The sequence below is a fragment of the Streptomyces sp. NPDC041068 genome (assembly GCF_040647455.1).
Lineage (GTDB): Bacteria > Actinomycetota > Actinomycetes > Streptomycetales > Streptomycetaceae > Streptomyces.
Map to the genome: position 1 here is coordinate 1 of NZ_JBEZCG010000043.1, position 18,968 is coordinate 18,968.

General features: G+C 68.4%; 13 protein-coding genes and 4 pseudogenes. 11 read left to right on the forward strand and 6 right to left on the reverse strand.

Going from position 1 to position 18,968, the window contains the following annotated elements:
* Positions 1 to 210: 210 nt before the first annotated feature.
* A pseudogene (locus AB0B50_RS44300) lies at positions 211 to 366 on the forward strand (IS5/IS1182 family transposase); the annotation flags it as partial.
* Positions 367 to 844: 478 nt separating this feature from the next.
* On the opposite strand, the gene AB0B50_RS44305 reads toward AB0B50_RS44300, so the two are convergent.
* Both AB0B50_RS44305 and AB0B50_RS44310 read right to left on the reverse strand, forming a co-directional pair.
* A complete protein-coding gene (locus AB0B50_RS44305; RefSeq protein ID WP_362343703.1) occupies positions 845 to 2,041 on the reverse strand; it encodes a hypothetical protein in 1,197 nt (398 codons plus the stop codon).
* Positions 2,038 to 2,655 (reverse strand): hypothetical protein, encoded by a 618-nt coding sequence (locus AB0B50_RS44310; RefSeq protein ID WP_362343706.1) that lies wholly within the window; start codon positions 2,653 to 2,655, stop codon positions 2,038 to 2,040. The genes AB0B50_RS44305 and AB0B50_RS44310 overlap by 4 nt, the downstream gene beginning before the upstream one ends.
* Before the next feature lie 63 nt (positions 2,656 to 2,718).
* Here AB0B50_RS44310 and AB0B50_RS44315 point away from each other — a divergent pair.
* The 5 genes and pseudogenes from AB0B50_RS44315 to AB0B50_RS44335 form a co-directional block, all read left to right on the forward strand.
* Positions 2,719 to 3,156 (forward strand): annotated as a pseudogene (locus AB0B50_RS44315) (multicopper oxidase domain-containing protein); the annotation flags it as partial.
* A 247-nt stretch (positions 3,157 to 3,403) separates the two neighbouring features.
* A complete protein-coding gene (locus AB0B50_RS44320; RefSeq protein ID WP_362343709.1) occupies positions 3,404 to 3,802 on the forward strand; it encodes a hypothetical protein in 399 nt (132 codons plus the stop codon).
* 20 nt (positions 3,803 to 3,822) lie between these two features.
* Positions 3,823 to 9,528 carry an AAA family ATPase gene (locus AB0B50_RS44325; protein ID WP_362343712.1) on the forward strand — a complete coding sequence of 1,902 codons (5,706 nt, stop codon included), beginning with the start codon at positions 3,823 to 3,825 and terminating at the stop codon, positions 9,526 to 9,528.
* Between the two features lie 21 nt (positions 9,529 to 9,549).
* On the forward strand, positions 9,550 to 9,810 hold the full coding sequence (locus AB0B50_RS44330; protein WP_362343714.1) for a hypothetical protein: 261 nt from the start codon (positions 9,550 to 9,552) through the stop codon (positions 9,808 to 9,810).
* A gap of 13 nt (positions 9,811 to 9,823) precedes the next feature.
* Positions 9,824 to 10,680: pseudogene (locus tag AB0B50_RS44335) on the forward strand (IS5 family transposase).
* A 127-nt stretch (positions 10,681 to 10,807) separates the two neighbouring features.
* Here the strand turns inward: AB0B50_RS44335 and AB0B50_RS44340 are convergent.
* Complete coding sequence (locus AB0B50_RS44340; protein ID WP_362343717.1) at positions 10,808 to 11,359, reverse strand: hypothetical protein; 552 nt, start codon at positions 11,357 to 11,359, stop codon at positions 10,808 to 10,810.
* 213 nt (positions 11,360 to 11,572) lie between these two features.
* A complete protein-coding gene (locus tag AB0B50_RS44345) occupies positions 11,573 to 12,517 on the reverse strand; it encodes a hypothetical protein (protein ID WP_362343719.1) in 945 nt (314 codons plus the stop codon).
* A 794-nt stretch (positions 12,518 to 13,311) separates the two neighbouring features.
* Between AB0B50_RS44345 and AB0B50_RS44350 the strand changes: the two genes are divergently transcribed.
* Together AB0B50_RS44350 and AB0B50_RS44355 are read left to right on the forward strand one after the other, a co-directional pair.
* Complete coding sequence (locus AB0B50_RS44350) at positions 13,312 to 13,875, forward strand: NUDIX domain-containing protein (protein WP_362343722.1); 564 nt, start codon at positions 13,312 to 13,314, stop codon at positions 13,873 to 13,875.
* Between the two features lie 85 nt (positions 13,876 to 13,960).
* Positions 13,961 to 15,418, forward strand: a pseudogene (locus AB0B50_RS44355) (NF041680 family putative transposase).
* Positions 15,419 to 15,496: 78 nt separating this feature from the next.
* Here AB0B50_RS44355 and AB0B50_RS44360 read toward each other — a convergent pair.
* Together AB0B50_RS44360 and AB0B50_RS44365 are read right to left on the reverse strand one after the other, a co-directional pair.
* Positions 15,497 to 15,652 carry a hypothetical protein gene (locus AB0B50_RS44360; RefSeq protein ID WP_362343724.1) on the reverse strand — a complete coding sequence of 52 codons (156 nt, stop codon included), beginning with the start codon at positions 15,650 to 15,652 and terminating at the stop codon, positions 15,497 to 15,499.
* Between the two features lie 377 nt (positions 15,653 to 16,029).
* The gene (locus tag AB0B50_RS44365; protein ID WP_362343727.1) at positions 16,030 to 16,311 is read right to left on the reverse strand and encodes a hypothetical protein; all 282 of its coding nucleotides are present in this window, start codon (positions 16,309 to 16,311) and stop codon (positions 16,030 to 16,032) included.
* Positions 16,312 to 16,923: 612 nt separating this feature from the next.
* Between AB0B50_RS44365 and AB0B50_RS44370 the strand changes: the two genes are divergently transcribed.
* The 3 genes from AB0B50_RS44370 (at position 16,924) to AB0B50_RS44380 (ending at position 18,901) form a co-directional block, all read left to right on the forward strand.
* The gene (locus tag AB0B50_RS44370; RefSeq protein ID WP_362343730.1) at positions 16,924 to 17,298 is read left to right on the forward strand and encodes a hypothetical protein; all 375 of its coding nucleotides are present in this window, start codon (positions 16,924 to 16,926) and stop codon (positions 17,296 to 17,298) included.
* 365 nt (positions 17,299 to 17,663) lie between these two features.
* Positions 17,664 to 18,020: a hypothetical protein gene (locus AB0B50_RS44375; protein ID WP_362343732.1), complete on the forward strand. Its 357-nt coding sequence runs from the start codon at positions 17,664 to 17,666 to the stop codon at positions 18,018 to 18,020.
* 92 nt (positions 18,021 to 18,112) lie between these two features.
* A complete protein-coding gene (locus AB0B50_RS44380) occupies positions 18,113 to 18,901 on the forward strand; it encodes a DUF5707 domain-containing protein (protein WP_362343735.1) in 789 nt (262 codons plus the stop codon).
* Positions 18,902 to 18,968: the final 67 nt, after the last annotated feature.

Here is an 18,968-nt window from a genome sequence, read left to right on the forward strand (position 1 = left end):
CTACACCTCAGACTGCCATGCGCGACCAGCACGAGCACCTCGGAACAACGTCACGCCAGATCCGTGACCAGCCACTTCACGATGCACACCGCTCAGTGAGCCTTTTCCAACCTACCGTGGTGACCGATGGGTTGGACGGTTCTTCGAAGGAGCGAAGCTCCTGGTGGACGGTGTCACGACCAAGATCCACCGTGCTGCCTGGAGCCTCGCATGCTTGTCCGCCCCTCGCCGATCGCCCTGTCCAGCCGCACACTGCATCACCTGACTGAGCAACTCGCCGCCCGGCAGAAGGAGATCGGCACTCTTTGGCGACGGCTGACGGCCGCACGCCAGGCGTTGCTCGCCCTGGCCCACTTGCGCTGCGGTGCCCTCCACGATCCACTCCGGATCGGCGGCGACTTCGGCTGCCGCCGCCCGGAACTCCTCCAGCGTCAGGGACCCGTTGGGCGTGAACAGGACCTCGCCCAGGCTCGTCACTGGGGCCCCGGTACGCGCGGCGAGCTGGTGAGCGAGGGCGGTCCTCCCAGTCCCGGGGAGCGATCTCCTCAGGTTGGGCTGCCAGTTGGGCGAGGGCCTGGCCGCGGCAATCCGTGAGGTCCTCGATTTTCTGCTCCGACCGGTCGAGCCGTTCCTTGAGTTTGTTGTTCTCTGCCTTAAGCCGGGAGATCAGGGCCTCGCACGGGTCGGGGATCTCGCCGGCATCCTGCATCGCCTGGAGTCGTCGTTCGAACTCGACGCGGAGGTGAGCGTAGGGGCGGGTGCCGTAGAACGCGGTGCGGTCGGGGTCAGACCGGGGACGGGCTCCTCGGGCGGGCGGCGGCAGCCGACCCGCAGTTCCATCAGATCACTCGCCCTCATCCCGGAGACCGCGGCCAGAACGATAATCACGGCCGTGCGGACGATCCCGACCAGCGCGACGACCTGGAGCCGGTGCAGCGGCAGGGTCCAGGACAACGAGGACGTGCCGTCCGCCGTGGCGACCTCGGAAGCCTGACGGGCGAACATCTTCTCCACTCCCACCGAGGCGACCGCGGATTCCAACGGCCCCCGCAGAGCCGGGAACCATCTCGACCAGAACTGGCTGAACCCGGCCTGCCGGGCCAGGACCCACCGGCAACAGGGGATCATCCGCGGACCAGCCATCGGCCCGTCGGTCATCGGCGTAGTTCTCGGCCAGCATCGGCAGCGGTGTGCACGTTCGCGTGTACTCGGCCAGCAGCTTCACGATCTCATCAGCGAAGTCGGGACCGCCGTGTCGCACTCCGGCCGTCTTGCAGGAAATGCTGCTGTCGTTCTCCCGTACTTCCCGGTCCAGTTTGATGGCGTGCGGGCCGAGCGTGGACACGACGTAGAGTGCGGCCGCGAGCATGGGCTGCAGCAAGCTGTCCTTGACCGGCGAGGTCTTGTTCTCCATGCGGCCGCTAGGCATCTCGGCGACAGCTGAGGCTGTGGCCCCGCCCCAGGGCCGCAGGGCCCCGGGGACACGGTCGGCCGTGAACAAGTCGCGGTAGTTGACCAGGTCGACGACCACCTGTGCGGCGGCGCGTCGCGTTGCGGGTCCCTGTTCGCCGACAACCGTGCCGGCCTCGTCGAGCACATCGCGGCGATGGGCCGTGGATGCCTCGTAGATCTGCGTACTGATCTGCTGCAGACTCCCGATGGCCTTCCTGTCCATCCATGCAAAGAGCCTGGTGAGCTCGTCCAGCCGGCCCGCGCAACTGCGCAAGAGCAGGGCCGCGCGATGAGCCCTGAGCAGTAGGACGACGGCTGGATGACGCGGAGCGAACAGAGCCAGCACCAGTTCCTTGGCAACCAGGCGCCACCGGGGGTCGGTGATCGCGGTGAAGTTGAAACGGCGGGTCCAGAGGGCGAGTTGGACGGGCAGCCCGATGACGTCGGTGAAGTCCCCGATGTCGTCCTCGAACAGCGGTCGCTGTGTGCCCTTGGGAAGAAGGAATCCGGCCTCGCGGCGGACATCAGCGCCGGCGAAGATCGCGGACCGGCCGTCGAAGGCGGCAGCAGTGGCAAGGGCGGTAGTCACGCGGTCATCTCCTCGGGACGCAGCGGCAGTTCACCGTCCTGGTCGACGATATGGGCGGCTCCCGCAGCCAGGACGGTGAGGTCGAAGCGGTCCAGGACCTGCTGGGTGCGTGCGGCGTAAGGGCCGAAGACAGCCATGAACCGGGCGGATGGCATCTGCTGCCACTGTCGGGAGAAGAACGCCTTCAGCCGCAGCAGGTTGACCGCGTACCGAGGGGCGAACACCGCCAGCGGGCAGAGCAGACAGACCCAGGGCCGGGCCGGACAGGATTTGCCCTTGGGACCGTGCAGTCCGGACAGCTGGTCACCGCAGGCGACCGTGAACACGTCGCGCTCGCCGCCGACCAGCTCGGCAATCGCCGCATCGTCCAGGTCCATGGCCGCCACCAGCTGCGGATAGCCCTCAGCCAGCGCGGCCGCATCCTCCTCGGTAATCACCGCCGGCGAGTGGGCCCGCCGGAGCATGTCGTGCTGGGCGTCCTCGACAACCGTCTCGATAGCCTGCTGCTGGGCCGGTGTCGCGGCCGAAAGGTAGCGATCGCCTTCGACGGCCGGTGTGTGGTTCGGGTCGATGGTCGCCCGCGAACTGCCTGTCCAGGTGATCTTGTCCCGCACGGCTCCGTGGGTCACGCGGATCCACGACCGGTGGATCTTGAGGGGCTGGCCGTCGTTCCCGACGACTCGAGCTCGGTGCCGCCCGTGCTGCGCACCCTGCCGTCGCTGCCCTCCCCCACCAACAGTCGCACCGTCGTGCTGCGCATGGACGAGGACGGCCGCCCCAACCCGCAGGCGTACATGCACGAGAAGCTGTACGACCACGCACGCATCGACGCCGTCATCCGGCACGGCGCCAGCGAGGTGTGGACGGTCACCAACGCCAACGAGAGGGACCCGCACAACTTCCATATGCACCTGGTGCAGTTCCGGGTCCTGGAGCGCAACGGAGCCGCGCCGGGGCCAGCGGAGTTGGGCCTGAAGGACACGGTGGTGCTGCAGCCCGAGGAGACGGTCAAGCTCCAGGCAACCTTCGACACGTACGCCGGGGAGTTCGTGCACCACTGCCACATGCTCGACCACTCGGCGATGGGCATGACGGCGACTATGAAGATCTGCTGAGCGGCGGGGGCGGCCGCGACTGAGAGCTGGTGCCGTCCGTGAGTTCGCGGTCTCACGGACGGCTGGAGCCACGGGCCACCAGCAGTTGACCTCGGCCGCGCCTGCATGAATCCCGACAGAATCCACCCAAGACCGGCCGCTTGACGCAAGGCCCCTGCGCGGGACTGTTCGGCTGCACTCGACGGTGGGACATTGGGCATCTGGGTCGGCGAGAATGGAGCACGGCCCACGGGGGGATGGGGAACCCATGGAACCTGTGACTCTGGTGCTCACCGCGCTGGCAGCCGGTGCCGTCGCGGGGCTCAAGGACACCGCCGGCGCAGCGGTGAAGGACGCCTACATGGCCTTGAAAGGCCTGGTCTCCCGGCGCATCGCGGATCAGCCGCTCGGCGAGCAGTTGGTGGAGCAGTACGAGAGTGCCGCGGACACGTGGCGGGAACCTCTGCGGGCCGCGCTCCTGTCGGCCGGGGCCGATAAGGATCCGGAAGTGGCCCGCATGGCCGGCGAACTGCTGAAGATGACGGACGCGGAGGCGACTGCCGCCAGCAAGTACACCCTTCATGTGGAGGGGAACGTGCAGGGACTGGCCCAAGGTGATCACCAACGGGTCGACATGACATTCGACCGGCCTCCAGCAGACAACTAGCCGAGCTGTGGAAGGTGCTCATGGCCGGCCAGGACGGGGCATACAACCTGCGGCTCCATGAGGCCCACGGAGTCGTTGTCGGCGAGGGCAACACGGTCATCCAGCAGTTCGTCACCGGAATCGACCAGCTGCCCACCCGCTACGACCGCCGGATCGCCAATTTCCTGACCGAGTACCTGGGCAGACCCGGCCGCCCCACCCCGTTCGGCGGGCGCGCCGCCGATCTCGAGCGGCTCGATACGTGGCTGGCGGACGACGACGCTGCCCCCTATCTACTGCTGTACGGGACCGGCGGACGCGGCAAGTCCACGCTTCTCGTGCACTGGTCGCGCCAGCTGCTGGCGCGCGAGCACATCGACGTGGTCTTCGTACCGGTGAGCGTCCGTTACCGCACAAATCTGCCCGCCGTCTTCTTCCCGGCGCTGGCGGCCCGGCTGGCCGAACTGCACGGCGAGGCCCCGCTGCCCGGTGCGGACCGTCCGCCCGAGGTGTGGGAAGGAGTCGTCGCGGACTATCTGGCACGCACGCCAACCCAGCAGCGTCTCGTCGTCGTGATCGACGGACTGGACGAGGCGGCCGACTGGGAGCTGGGTCCGCACCTGCTGCCGGCCGATCCACCCGCGGGCCTGCGTGTGGTCGTCTCCGCACGCACCACCGCCGAGCGCTCCACCGGAGAGGACTGGCTGGAAGCACTGGGCTGGCAACGCGCCGGACTGGGGATCATGCACCAGCTCGTCGGCATCTCCCGCGAGGGGATACGTGACGTTCTCGTCGGCCTGCCGCCCCACCCGGAGGAACCCGCCGACCTCGACGTTCTGGTCGGTGAGTTGCACCGGCTCACGCTCGGCGACCCCCTCCTGCTCGGCGAGCATGTACGGGATCTGCTGGACGACAAGGGGCGCCTGAAGTGGACCACGGATTCCCTCGGCGAGCTGCCCGCCGGGCTGGACGGCGTCTTCCAGCACTGGTGGAAGGACCAGCAGGAGCTGTGGCGGATCCGGTACGGCGCCCTTGGCACGCATGCTGTCGAGGCACAGGTGAACGCGCTGATGGCGGTGTTCGCCCGGGCGCTCGGACCGTTACGCAAGGACGACCTGACCCAATTGGATCCGGAACTCGTCGGCGCGACCGCCGAGACCGCCCTGGCTGCCCTCGGCCGGTTCCTGGTGGGCGAGGACGCCGAGCACGGCCTGGTGCTCAGCCATGCCCGGCTGGCGGAGTACTGGGCGACCCACCGCATGACCGAGCCGGAACGCCGGCGCACGGACGCCCGCTTCGCGTCCTGGGGGTTGGACGTCGCCCGCGCGCTCCGCGACGGTACACTCGCCGCGCCCGCGGCTCCGCCGTACACCGTGCAGTACCTCGCCGCCCACCTGCACCGCACGGGTGCCTCCGCCGACGACTGGCGCGCCCTGCTGTCCCAGGGGTGGCAGCAGGCCTGGGTGGCGCTGGAGGGCACATACGCCGGATTCCTCACCGATGTGCATGCCTGCCGCCAAGCCCTGCGCCGAGCGAACCAAGAGGGGACGGTCGACGGAGGCGACTTCGCGCAGGTCGCCGACGACATCCTGTGCGCGCTGATCGACAGCAGTATCGGTGACGAGACCCGGGCCATCTCGCCCAGACTGCTCGGCGCGCTGGTGCGCCACGGAATGTGGACCCCTGTGCAGGCACTGGTGTACGCCCGCGGCATGCCGGGCTCGGCACGAGCGGAGGCACTGCTGGCGGTGGCGGCCGAACAGGAAGCGCCCGGGGGGCGCATCACGGCGGTGGAGGCGCTGCAGGCTGCTGCATTGTTCAACGGCCTCGCCGAGACCGCACCCCGGGCAGCTGCGCTGGGAGCGGTGGAGGAAGCCGCCGAACACGCCGCGGCAATCGGGTACTTCAACCGGCGCGCCCTGGTCTGCGGCCGCATCGCCGCCTTCCTCCCCGCAGATCGGAGGCCGGTTTTCAAAGAGCTCGCCCAAGAGGTGCTTCGGATGGTCGAAGTGGCGAGCACCTACGCGGATGAAGGTGACGCGTCATGGCAAGCAACGGCCCTGGCGAGCCTCGCTCCGCTCCTGGATGAGCCCGGCCGCCGTGCCGCCCGGCTCATCCTCGGCAGGCTGCTGCCGCACCTCACGCCCGAAGCGATGGCCGAGGTCGCCGAGGCAGCGGTGGACACGTTTCTTCCCGAGCTTCTGTCCCTGGCCCGGGCGACCCACGACGGGGCGGTCCTGGTAAATCTGGCCGGTGCCGTGGCGCCCAGGCTGCCCGCCGCCCTGCGAACGGAGGTGGTGACGGAGGCCGTGGCCGTGGCGCTCGACGGCGACCGTCGCTCGGGCAACTGGTTGCTCTGGGGGCCGCTGGCGGGCGAACTGGACGAGTTGATCGCCGTGCTGCCCGCGGAGTTGCACGATCGGGTACTGGAGATCGCTCTGTCGGCACCGGACGACGTAGCCCGGGGTGACTGCCTGGCTACCGTTCTCCCCCATTTGGTCGGCGACGCGCACGCTGCCGCGGTCGCCGGGGCCCGAGCACTCCGCCCCGCAGTGCAGCGGGCGTGGGCCCTGGCCACGGCCATCCCCCGAGCATCAGAGGATCACGCGACAGGCCTGGCGAGGGAAGTTCTGAACATCGCGAACGACGTCGGGGACCGGGACACCTGGGCGAATCTGGTGCGCTTCGTCGCGCCCGTGCTGCCGGACGACGAGCTCGTCAATGTGGCGCAGGAGGCCCTGCGGGAGGCGGAAGGGCGGCCGGCGATCATGGCCCTGCGTGGCGTCGGGCGCGAACTCGCCGCGCGCGGGCGGTCCGGTGAGGCGTTGCGGACGACGTGTGCGATCGCGGACGGCCACGATCGCCTCGCCGTGCTCCTTTCGCTGTCCACCGAGGTCGACAGCGAGCATCGCGAGGACCTTGTCCGGGAGTTGGTGCCTACGGCGGACGAGCTCGGTGACGCAGGCCTCGTCCTCACCCTGGAACAGCACACCGGGACCCTGGACGAACAAGCCGCGCGCGCTCTGCTGAGGCGGGCGCTGGCAGTGGACGACCCGCGGCTGCGCACAGTCGGCCTGCGCGTCCTACTGCAGTCGCTGTCCGGACCCTTGACGGACGAGGTGCGGGACGCCGCTCTGCGCTGTGCTGCCGAGGCGAGCGGCAGCGTCAGGCTGTTCGCCGTGGTCGCCGGCCTAGGCCACGCCGATGAGGTCTTCGCGATCTGCGACGCGGGGGAAACGCCACGCTGGTGGTACGAGACCACCCTCGCGAGTCTCGCACCCCATCTGAGCGCAGACCGGGTAGCCGAAGCATTTGCACACGTGACACAGCGTGCTGAAGAAGCCGCCCGGGAGTGGGATCGAGTGCACACCAGTCACTTGGGACGGAGCCGGACCCGGTCCTTGAGAGACGAGCGACCGGTCCCCGGAGCTCGTGTACTCAGGGCCTTGGCCCAACGTGCGGCGAAAACGGGTGCCGTCGGCCTCGCCAGCCGGATCGCGGACGACTGCGAGGACATCTGGGACCCCGGGGACTGGCTGGAGTGGATCCGCGACGTCGTCGCCTTCCTGCCCGAGGCAGACCAGCGCCGCTGGTTGCACCGCCTGCCCGGGCTGATGGCGCGACTCGGCGAGGCCGACGTCCTGCTCGAACAGGCCCTGCGCGCGCTGCCCGACACCCTCCTCCAGGAGATTTACGCGCCACAGGGCTCCGCTGGCCAGGTGGCTGGGAAGTTGTTCGACCTGGAAGCCATGGCCGTACTGGCGCCCCTTCTGCCTGAACCATCGAGATCCGAGGCACTGGAGGAGGTGTGGCGCCGCGCCCGGGCGAAGAGCGACACCGCAGTGCGGGTGCATGCCCTGCGGACGGTGGCCCCCCATCTGCCTCCCGAGCGACGGCTCGAAGCCTGCGCGGAACTGCTCGACCACATGACCGGCAACGAGGTGGTCCCCGCCTCTTTGCGAGGCATCACGCTCAAGATTGCCCCGCTCGCCCCCTACCTCACACAGGAGCAGGTACGGCGCTTTCTCGCGGACGAGTGGGGCGAGGCGCTCGACGGGCCCGACCTGGTGGCCCTCCTGATGCAGCTGTGCATACTCGCCGGCCCGCACGAGGCCCTGGCCCGCGCGGAGACCTTCAAGCGAGAGGAAGTTCTGCAACAGGAGGACGAGCAGGCCCTGCTCGTCCGTATCGCGGACAGCATGACCGGGGACGCCTGGCATGCATACCTGGAACAGGCCCTGACCGGGGCGCGGACGATCGGTGACGACACGGCCGTGCTGCGGTTGATGGCACGTCTCTGCGAACTCACCGCGGCCGAGGAGCGCGAACCGCTCGTGGAGCGCTGCCTTAACGCCTGGCACGGACTCCTGGCCGACGACACCCCGCACGAACTCCACCAGATAGTGGAAGCCCTTCTTCCACTACTGGACGACGCCGGGCAGCGCCGACTGTTCGACGACGTCTCCGCCGCGTACAGCAATATCCTCTTCGATTCACCCGTGGCGGGCCGGATCATGGGCTTGATGGCGTCGACCGGGCACGGCGAAGACGCGTTGCGCACCGCGCGATCCGCGCCGCCCGGCTACTACTGGGACCGCACGACGGTGACTGCGCTCGCCGCCCTCCCGGAAGAGCTCGTGGACCAGGCGGTGGAGCTGGCGCACCACCTGGCCCGGACAGACGCAGAGGGACTGCCGATGCCGTTGCTGTGCGGTCTGGCGGCCCGATACTCCGGCGAGCGCCGGGTGGAACTGGTCCGGCAGGTGCTGGACATGGCGGAGAGCTCAGCCGCGTTCCCCGGCAACCTGGCCAGGCTGCTGCCCATGCTGCCGCCCCTCTCTCCGGACGTGCTGCGTCGAGCGCAGGCTCTGGCGGAACCTGAGGACGCACAGGATCCCGGGCTCCCACCGGCCGCCCTGCTCGCACGCTCGATGACCGAAGCGCAGCTCCTTGACGCCCTGGACGAGATCGGCTCGTACAGCGACCCCTCCAGGAAGACGGAGGCTTTGGCGAGTGTTCTTCCCGAGCTGTGCCGACGCGGATGCGGGGACCGGGCCATGCAAGCCTTCGCCGAACTGGTCGAACCACAAGTGCACATCCACGGGGTGGTGCGCGCACTCACACCCGTCGCTCCGGTGGACGGCCTCTCCGTGCTCATCGAGGCCGTACGTGATTCCCGACGCCGGGCGAACCACGGCTGGTTGCTGGCGCCGCTCGCCCTGCGCGCCCCGGAGACCGCATTGCAGGGACTGGAAGAAGAACTTCCGAAGCTGGCCAAAGTCCACCGCGTGCTCCTGCTGGCATCGCTCAGTCGACGGGCACACGGCCGTGCCGGGGAACTCGCCCGGCGCACCGTGGACGAGGCAGGAAAGGTTCTCGAAGGCACCTGGTCCAATTGGGAAGCCCGCGAGGTCACCGATGCCCTGGCCACGGTCGCGGATCTGCTGCCGCCCCGCCCGCTGGCCGACGCCCTGCTCATGACAGCCCGTCAGCTGCCTTCCCGCGGAGAGGACGACGGCGACGTCCAGCAGGCACTCGACAAGCTGGCGGCAGCAGTGGGCGGCATGCCGCGCAAGGACCAGTCGGAAGTGGTGCACCACTTCCTCGACGGAATGTCAGGCGTCTCCCGCAGAGGTGTGCTGACGGTCCTGCGCGGCCTCGCCCCGGTGGTGACCTCGTCCGGCCGCGCGGGTGCGGCTCGACGCCTGTTCGACATCGCCGCCGACATTCAACGCCGATGGCCCTGAGCGTGCCCCTGCTACCAGCTCATGGTGGCCACCCGCATCACCCGCTCCCAGGTCGCCCGGGGAGTCCGGCACCTGCGAGACGTCGGGGACCCCGCGGACTGGATCGAGTACGAGAAGAAGCAGCTCGCCCAGATCCTGGGACGGCTGACCCGGATGATCACGGGGACGCTCGATCCGCACCTGGCCCGCTACCCCGATGACGAGTGGGCCCACCTGGTCACCGACCAGCTCACCGGCGTCCGCTGTACCCTCGCCCAGCTCTCGAAGCCGTCCCGAACCTGACACGAGTTCCGCCATGCCGACCCCTGACCACCATCGGCCTCGTCGCTATCCCTCCGACGCCACCGTCGCCGAATGGGCCCTGCTGGAAGCCCTGCTCCCGGTCGAAGCATGCCGGGCCAAGACCGGCGGGCACCCCGAGAAGTGGCCCCGCCGGCAGATCGTCGACGCCATCCGCTACCTCGTCGACAACGGGGCGAAGTGGAGGGCCCTGCCGGCGGACTTCCCGCCCTGGCAGACCGTCTACGGGTTCTTCGCGCGATGGAACCGGGCCGGGGTGGTCACCTTCATCCGCGACCAGCTGCGACGACACATCCGCGCCGACGCCAGCCGCTGTCCCTACCCGGTGACACTGATCGTCGACTCCCAGTCGGTGAAGGCGGCCTCCACCGTCGGCCGGGACAGCCGCGGCTACGACGCAGGCAAGAAGATCAACGGCCGCAAGAGACACCTCGTGGTGGACACCCTGGGCCTGCCCGTGATGATCACGGTGACGGCGGGCGACGTCCGCGACGAGATCATCGCCCGCGACCTGCTCTGGCGCCTGCGGCTCACCCACCCGCAGATCACTCAGATCTGGGCGGACTCCGCCTACGCCCGTGACCTGCTGCCCGCCTGGACCGCGGAACACTTGTGGATGTCCATGCGACCGGTACTGCGGCCCGGGGCGCACGCGGGTTCGTCGTCCTACCCCGCAGATGGAAGGTTGAGCGGTCGATCGGCTGGATCATGAACGCCCGCCGAAACTGCCGCGACTACGAACGACTTCCCCAACATGCCGAAGCCCACCTCAACTGGGCGTTCATCACGCTCATGACCCGGCGGCTGACCCGCAGCGGGCCCCGCACCGACTGGTCGAAGACCCCTCGGTGACACGGCGCCTCACAAGGCAGCGAGCTTACGCATCATCAGCAGCCGGAATGAGGATCACGCACACGCAGCCGCGCTTTGGGGTCGGGTCGCCCGGGGGAAACGCATCCCCGGGCGACCCGACTTGTGGTCAGTGGGTTGCCCACGCCGTGGAAGGGAGGAAGCTCACCGGCGCGTCGAGGGCGTGTGCGGGGAGGAACACCGGTCGGGTGAGCAGGCGGTCACCTGCCCGCTGGACACAGATCACCACACCGAGGCTCCGTGATCCGGGCTGGCCGAGGTTCGCGTAGAACAGCTCGGAGAAGGGCTCGCGGATTCCGGCACGGTCGACGATCCACTGTTCGAGGTCCGAGGGCGTCCGGCCGACCAACGCGACGCCGTCCGCGTAGATCTGAGGTCCTTTCAGGGCATCGGCCGCTATTCCCCGCAGCCGCTCTTCCAGTCCGTAATAGAACGTCAGCCCCAGCTCCCAGCACTCCCCCTTGACCGTGCCGTACCGATCCGGCGACAGGGCCGCGCGTGTGTGACGCTGGGGGTTGCGCACGATGCCCTCCAGCTCGGCGGTGACCTCCTCGGGCCGCATCCCGAAACGCAGCGGCCCCACACCTTCGAACGGTTCCAGCGACCAACGCCGCCGCCCGCTGTCCGGAAGCACATCCCACACACCCCACCGGTCGAACATTCACTCAATCCTTCATTCAAGATTCCCGCCCCGCGCTCTGGCTTTCCGCATCCCGCTCCGCGGTAGTACGAGCCGGGCCGGACGCCGTGGTGGGCCTCACCCCCAACAGCAGCGGCACACCCCGTACCAGCAGCCAAAGCCGGCAAAGGCCCTGGCTGTCGGGAGGATCCGGCCGGGAGACGGTCCCTCCCGGTCGTTCACGTCGTCCGCCGGTCAGGAGGTGCGACGGTGGCGCCTTCGGGCGGCGGTTGCCAGCGTTGCCCCCAGGGCGATCGAGGCACCGCCGGCCCCGAGCAGCAAGCCGGTGGCGGAATTGCTGCCCGTCTCGGCCAAGGTGGCGTTCGAGACGGTCCGGTCGGCAGCATGATCGGCTGCGTCGGGTCGCCCGGCGACCGGCCTGACCTCGCCGCCCCCGGCCCCTGAAGCGCCGGGCTTGCCGGTGCTGTTGGCGGTGGGCTCACCGGTGGTCGGAAGCTCCTGCCGGTCGCCGTGCGGAGCAGGCTTGTTGTCCGGGGCCTGCGGCTCGCTGCCCGGCTCGCCCGGGGCCGGCAGCTCGCTCTCCTCGACCACGATGTCGAAGTCGTAGGGCATCGCCTCCGACACGCTGTGGACGTCGTCCTCGTCGAGGTATCCGCCGAGCGCCGAGGCGAAGCCGTCACCCACCGGCATGCCGGCGTCGACCTTCATCCGCAACTTGATGTCGGTGTGCTCACCGGGCGCCAACCCGGCGAGCGTGGTCAGGTAGCCGATGTTGGGGTCGACCGTCTTCCAGACACCTGCGTCCTCGTCGTACCACTGCAGGGTCAGCAGGTGCCACCTGTCGCGACCAGAATGGTCGAGGGCCGCCAGCAGGGTGTAGACGTCGACCGACTTGATCGCCTTGGCAGAGGAATTGATGGCGCGGAAGGCGAAATTCTTCCAGCCGGAGCCGGGCACAACCTTGCTGGGCAGACCATGCAGCGTAGTGCTCAGTGCCGCCTCACCCAACTCCCCGGCACCGGGCGGGTCTTCTCCCGGTTCCCGGGCCGGCCCGGCGGCAGACTGGGCCGAGGTGACGGACTCGGCGGTCCCGGTCGGCTCGATGGTGCCGTCCGGGGCGGTGGCGGAGGAGGACGGCCGGGTTCCGCTGCCCGGCTCCTCTCCTGCGGTCGTGTCCACGGTGCCGGGGGCTCCGGGCTGCGTGGTGGGGGCGCCGGTCGGCACCGACCCGGCAGCGCCCGGCGTCGGCTCGGCAGGAACTCCGGCCGGGGGCGGCGCCGCCGGGCCGGTTCTTGCCTCGGGGGCCGCAGGCGCTTGGGGCGATGCCGCGGTACCGGGGCCGACCGGAGCGCCGGCTGACGGCTCTCTTTGCCCTGTCGGGGGCTCCGGGTTCCCGGGCTCCGGAGCGGGCTCCGGTATGGAGAGGGCCGGCGGGCTGACCTCTGCCGCCGCCGCGGGCGCAGCGGCCAAGAGCGTCGGGGTGGCCATCGAGACGGCAGCCAGGACTGCCATGCGTATGTGCTTCAACGGGAAACCAAATCTGTCGCTATGAGCTGGAGTGACCCATCTTTCGCTGTTGTCAAAGTTTCCACTACCTTGCATAAACTTATGGACTCATAAGCCATGTTTAGGACTATCGGGGTAGGGCACGTGAGGACGCGGCACTGCTGCCCCTGGAGCGGGCGCCGGACGCCGCGGAGCGGTCCGGCGAACCATCCTGACGTTGGCCGTCTGGGCACCGGTTGGAGCAGTACACCGCCGACTCCGCCCACTCCCCCCGTCGTCCACGACCGGCCGCACTGCCTGTTCGCCCCGCTGAGCCCCCTGCCAGCCCCAGGCAACAGATCATCCAGCCGCCAATGCCTCACGGCCAGAGTTCAGAAACACCTCCTGAGCTTGTCTTTTAACCTCTGCTCCTTGAGTTCCTGACCGTCCGTGACAGCATCACAGGCGTCTTTGACATCGTGGATGTCATGAGCGAGCTGGTGGAGCGTGTAGACGAGCAGGACCGAGTACTGGGGATCGTCGACCGAGGCGAGGCGATCCGCGGCAGATTGCTGCACCGGGTGGCGACCATCGTGTGCCGTGATGTGGAGGGCCGGATACTAGTGCACCGCAGACCGGGGAACGTTTCGCGGTTCCCGGGCCAGTACAACTGGCTGCTCGGTGGCGCAGTGGACGTGGGTGAAACCTACGAGGCCGCGGCCGCCCGAGAACTGGCGGAAGAACTCGGCGTTCGTGCCCCAGTCCGGTTCGCCTTCAAGTTCCTCTGCCACGGGGCGATCAGCCCGTACTGGCTCGGTGTGCACGAAGCCGTCATCAAGGAAAACGTGATACCGAACCCGTCGGAGATCGCCTGGCACGACTGGCTTCCCGAAGCCACCCTTCGAGAAGTGCTGCATCAGTGGCCATTCGTCCCTGACTGCCAGGAAGCCTTCACGAAATACACCACCCTGCTCGTACGGCCACTCAATGACCCTGCCCAGGCAGACCTGCATGGTCGAATAATCCCTCGAACTTGGTCATCCGAGCAGTGAACTGCCGGACGTGGGGACGGCCTTCGCCTGATCCTGTGCTCCGTCACAGAGGCACCGGAATCAAGCGAAGGCCGTAGAGGTGAGTCTGCTGGACCACGATGCCCGGTATGAGGCATTCGATTTCACGTCCCACTTTCGGGAGGACCTCTACGGATGCCTGACCCGGCGCGGTGACACGTTGTTCGAAGTCACGGACGCGATGCTCTGTGAGAACGGGCCGGTGACCTCGCCGGTCGATCTGACGCTGCTGGCCGAACACCGGCGTGGGCACGGCGCGTTGTACGACGCGCTCAACCAGGGCTGTATCGACGCGGACAGGCTGCGGAAGGCGCTGGCCGTGCTGCCGCAGCCGAAGGCCGCCGACGGGCGCCTGGTCCTGGCGGTCGATGCCTCGCCGTGGCTGCGTCCGGACGCGCCGACCAGCCCGGACCGTCTGTTCTGCCACGTCTACGGGCGCTCGGGACGGTCCAGTGACCAGTTCATTCCCGGCTGGCCGTACTCGTTCGTCGCTGCGCTGGAGACGGGCCGCACCTCGTGGTGCCAGCTGCTGGACGCGGTCCGCCTCGGCCCCGACGATGATGTCGCCGGGGTCACCGCCCGGCAGGTCCGCCGCGTTGTGAACGACTTGATCGGCCAGGGTCAGTGGGAGGACGGTGACCGGGACATCCTGGTCGTCTTCGACGCCGGCTACGACGCCCCGCGCATGGCTTACCTCCTCGACGGCTTGCCCGTCGAGGTGCTGGGACGGATGCGTTCGGACCGGGTGATGCGCCGTCCGACGCCCTCGCTCAAGGAATACGCCCTGGCCTATCCCCAAGGTGGGCGGCCGCCGAAGCATGGCAAGGAGTTCCGCTTCGCCAGGCCCGAGACCTGGGGCGAGCCCGACGCGGAGACGGTGGAGGTCACCGACCGCTACGGCATCGCCCAGGCCATGGCCTGGGACCGCATCCATCCCAGGCTCACCACCCGCAGCGCGTGGATCGACCACGACGGCGAACTCCCCATCATCGAGGGCACCCTCATCCGCCTGAAGGTGGACCATCTGCCCGGCGGAGGTGACCCGTTGCCGCTCTGGCTGTGGTCCTCCAAGACTGGCATGACCAGCGAGGACGTCGACCTGCGATGGCAAGCGTTCCTCCGCAGATTCGATCTTGAACATACTTTCCGTTTTGTAAAGCAGACGCTTGGCTGGACCCGCCCCAGGCTCCGTACTCCCTAGGCCGCGGACCGGTGGACATGGCTCCTGATCGCGGTACATACACAGCTCCGGCTCACCCGCGAGGCCGCGGCCGATCTCCGCCGCCCCTGGGAGAAGCGGGCCGAGCCCGCCCGGCTCACCCCGGCCCGCGTCCGCCGAGGGTTCCGGAACCTCCGCCCTCACCTGCACAGTCCGGCCCGTGCACCCAAACCCTCAACACCCGGACCAGGACGCCCACTTGGCTCGAAGAACCGGCATCCCGCCACCCGTTATGACGTGGGCAAAACGACCAGACGACCCGAGACCATCGCCAAACGTAATCAACTCAAAGCTCGCAAACCATAAAAAACAAGCTGAGGGGAATCGGGCCCCAGCCTGCGACGGATCTGCTCTCGCGCCCCTAGGCCGGGAGTATCGCCATGTTCAGCGGGCGAGCCAGGTCGCGCCCGCGAGCGGGCCGAGGATGGAAGCGGCGACGGCCAGCAGACGGTACGGCGCCTGCTGGATCGTCATGCGCAAGCCACCGATGCGCAGTTCGAAGAACGGTGAGGCGGGCGGGGGCGTTGTCTTGCCCTTCATCGGGTCTCCTCCGGGGTTTTAGTGCCGCGTACGACGCGGGGGCGGAAAGACGACGAAGCCCCGCCTGCGTGAGGCGGGGCTTCAACTGACGGTGTCGTCGGCTGGGGTCAGCGTTGGTCTGGTCGTTGCCTTGGTAGGCCGGTAGCAGCGTGCCTGCGGACGGCGGGGGCCTTGCGGTGCTCACGGTCGTGAGCCGGTTCATGGGTTCCCCTTGGGGTCGGTGGACTGCACGAACCATCCGCCACGGTTCTGGGCGGGCCGCCAGGCCGACCGCGAAGCGAGTCGGCCTGGCGGGCTGTCCAAGGTTCGTGGCCTGATGGGCGTGCAGGCCACCGACCCCAAGGGGGCCTGTCGGCTCACGCGGGGCGCTCGCGCCGTCAGGGTCGAGCGGAGTGCACAGTGGCCCGTTCCCGGAGCACCTCCAGCAGGTCCTGGGCCAAAGGAGCATTCCGGATCTGCTTACGGAAGCGGTGGAGCCGTCCCTCGAGACCGCGTTCGCTGATGTTCAGGCGGTCGGCTATCTCCCGGTGCTGATATCCGGCGGCCACCAGCATCAGCGTGGCGCGCACCTCGGGCCCTGCTGTCCGCAGCGCCCGTGTGACGACATCGCGTGCCGTGACGCCCAAGGCGGGATCGGCCTGGTGAGTCCTGGAGAGCAAGGCGCTCACGTCGGCGGCAGGGAGCGGGCGCGCGTCGGCGGGGCCCCTGCCATGTGCGGAAGGCCGCCGGGAAGTACAGGACCAGGGCATTGACGAAGTACGTCTCCAGGTTCGCTCCCCCGCGTCTGTCCCAGGTCGACCAGACCTTGTCCTGCTCTTCCAGAACCTTCAGGAGATCGTCCCCCGTCAGCGCGGCACGCTCGTCGCGCGACCGGCTCAGCTCGTCCAGGTCGGCGGGGGTCGGGGAGACGGGGCGTCCCAGGGCGCGACACCGCTCGTAGATCCGCTCTGTGCGGATCAGGTTCTGTAGCGCCGTGTATCCGTAGACCGTGAGACGATCGACAGCTTCTGCTGATGGAGCCTCAGGGGCTTGTGCTGCACGGGCCCGAGACGTCTGACGGCTCCCACAGAGGGACGCCTCAGGCCGGTGAGCTTGGCGTGTTCGACAACACGAGAGGCGGTCTTGCGGCCGCGCTGGTCCCTTTCAGATGCTTCGTTAGGCCCGGGTGGGGGGGAGCTACACCGGGAAGGGGGAGCCCCGTGCCCGGAGCGACCGCGAGAGCCCTCGCCACGGAATTCGCCAGATATCTCGGTACCTTTGTCGCTACCTGCATGCCCCAGGCCCAGATCTCCGACACCGTCTGCCACACCTACAACCAGGCAGGCGTATGCCTGGTACCCATCCACGAGATCGACCAGCTCAACCCCCGCACCGCCACCGGTGCGGAAACGGCCGACCTGCTCAAAGACCCCACCGAACGCATCCGTGCGACATTCGTGTACGCGAGCATCGATGTGACGGGGACGGCATTGTTCTCCGGGGTACTCGGGGCACAACTCGCCGCACATGCTTCTCTGGTGGAATGCGGGGCGTTCCCGGCACGTCGGGGAAGAAACCAACCCTTCTGCGAGCCGATCACGGGAGTGGAAACCGCTCTCGACCTGCGTGCACACCGGGCCGGAACACTCCCCCGCCACGCCACCTGATGGTCACTCCTGATCCGCTCACCGGCGAGGACCTCGCCGAGATCCAGGAACGCGCCGACGCCCCCTCCGGGGCCCTGGCATGTGCGGCATCACGACCCGGACGACACCAACAAGCACCACTGAGAGCCCGTCCTTGGCCCACGGCGAGCGTCTCCGCCGATGCGGGATTGGGATCCTTGGCCTGTCGACTGAGCGAGGGAGAAGGCGTGACTGTCTTGTGCGGCCGATTTGCCCTGCCCGGGCCAGGGCTCGCCCAGAACCCCGCCGGGGCGGCGACAGGGACGAGGTTTCGTCGCATGCGTTGCCTCCGATTCCTCTGCCTTTGTGACGCAGCTAGGTGGTGCCGCTCTGCCATGTCTCCCGTCATGGACGAAGGTGACGAGATCTCCCTGCAAGCCGCCCTACGCAGCAGACTGACCGGTGACGGCCTGTGCGCCGCCGAGACCCGGGGCAACAAGGGAGGGTGCTGCCCCAGCCTCTCGTCCGCGAAGACCTACGCCTACCGCACCGCCTACTTGGAGGACCGCTCGATTGCCGCGCTCCCCCGCGAACACGGCGTCAGCCGCAACGCGAACCGCACGGCTGTTGCCTGCCTCGTGCCCGTGCCCGCCTCCGCCGCCCCTGAGGGCATTCCCGCCCTGGAATCACCGGTCCCCCTCAACATGCCAGGCAGAGTCGCCGTCTTCCTCCGTGATCGATGGGCAACCATTTCAGCGACCTGATGGTCATGTCCGTGCCACCCGCGAACCGGGTGGGCATTGTCAGCTCCGCCTCGGGACGTCCCTGAGGCTCTGGAACACGGGAAAACGTCTTCATGCATCACCGCACCACCGTGGCAGGCTTCGCCGGGGCCCTCGTCCTGTCCGCACTCACGATCCCGGCGGCCGCCCAGGCGGATGACTTCTCGGGTGACATCAAGATCACGAAGGTGGTCGTCAACGGCGGGAAGAACATCGTCCTGGGGACAACGGACGTGAAGACGTTCACCATCGCGGTGACGGCCACGGACGACTCGGGCATCGAGACCGGAAACACCTTCCCGGTCATGTGGCACACGCCCCTCGCCAACGGCGACTATTACGGCCTCGTGATGCCCGACAACATCGCGGGCAAGTGTGTGCGCCAGAGCTTCACCACGACCACCTGCACCTACACGCTGAAGATCAACCCGCGCATCCACCCCCAGGACAACACCACCGCCGGAACCTGGACCGTGAGCGCCCACGCCCTGGCCAACGACGGTGACTACATCACCAAGGACTCCGCGGCCAAGGCGAAGGTCCTGCGCAATGCCAGGCTCACGGTCAACGCCTCGCCGGAACCGGTGAAGAAGAACAAGACGATCACCGTCACGGGCGCCCTGACCCGTGCCAACTGGAAGACCTACAAGTACGGGGGCTACACCAAGCAGCCGGTGAAGCTCCAGTTCAAGAAGCAGGGAACCAGCACCTACAAGACCCTCAAGACCGTCACGACGGACAGCAAGGGCAACCTGAGGACGACGACGAAGGCCACGGCGGACGGCTACTTCCGCTACTCCTTCGCAGGTGTCTCCACCACCTCGGCGGTCGCCTCCGCGGCGGACCACGTCGACGTGAAGTAACCCTCGGGAGAGGCTTCCATCCCCAGTAAGCGCGGAAGGCTCGGACCGAAGTCACTTCGGTCCGAGC

Bases quoted from the DNA above. Each gene is read 5' to 3' on its own strand.
- AB0B50_RS44320 (WP_362343709.1), top strand. From the start codon at position 3,404: ATGGAACCTGTGACTCTGGTGCTCACCGCGCTGGCAGCCGGTGCCGTC.
- AB0B50_RS44325 (WP_362343712.1), top strand. From the start codon at position 3,823: ATGGCCGGCCAGGACGGGGCATACAACCTGCGGCTCCATGAGGCCCAC.
- AB0B50_RS44330 (WP_362343714.1), top strand. From the start codon at position 9,550: ATGGTGGCCACCCGCATCACCCGCTCCCAGGTCGCCCGGGGAGTCCGG.
- AB0B50_RS44340 (WP_362343717.1), bottom strand. From the start codon at position 11,359: ATGTTCGACCGGTGGGGTGTGTGGGATGTGCTTCCGGACAGCGGGCGG.
- AB0B50_RS44350 (WP_362343722.1), top strand. From the start codon at position 13,312: ATGAGCGAGCTGGTGGAGCGTGTAGACGAGCAGGACCGAGTACTGGGG.
- AB0B50_RS44360 (WP_362343724.1), bottom strand. From the start codon at position 15,652: ATGAAGGGCAAGACAACGCCCCCGCCCGCCTCACCGTTCTTCGAACTG.
- AB0B50_RS44370 (WP_362343730.1), top strand. From the start codon at position 16,924: ATGCCCCAGGCCCAGATCTCCGACACCGTCTGCCACACCTACAACCAG.
- AB0B50_RS44375 (WP_362343732.1), top strand. From the start codon at position 17,664: ATGGACGAAGGTGACGAGATCTCCCTGCAAGCCGCCCTACGCAGCAGA.
- AB0B50_RS44380 (WP_362343735.1), top strand. From the start codon at position 18,113: ATGCATCACCGCACCACCGTGGCAGGCTTCGCCGGGGCCCTCGTCCTG.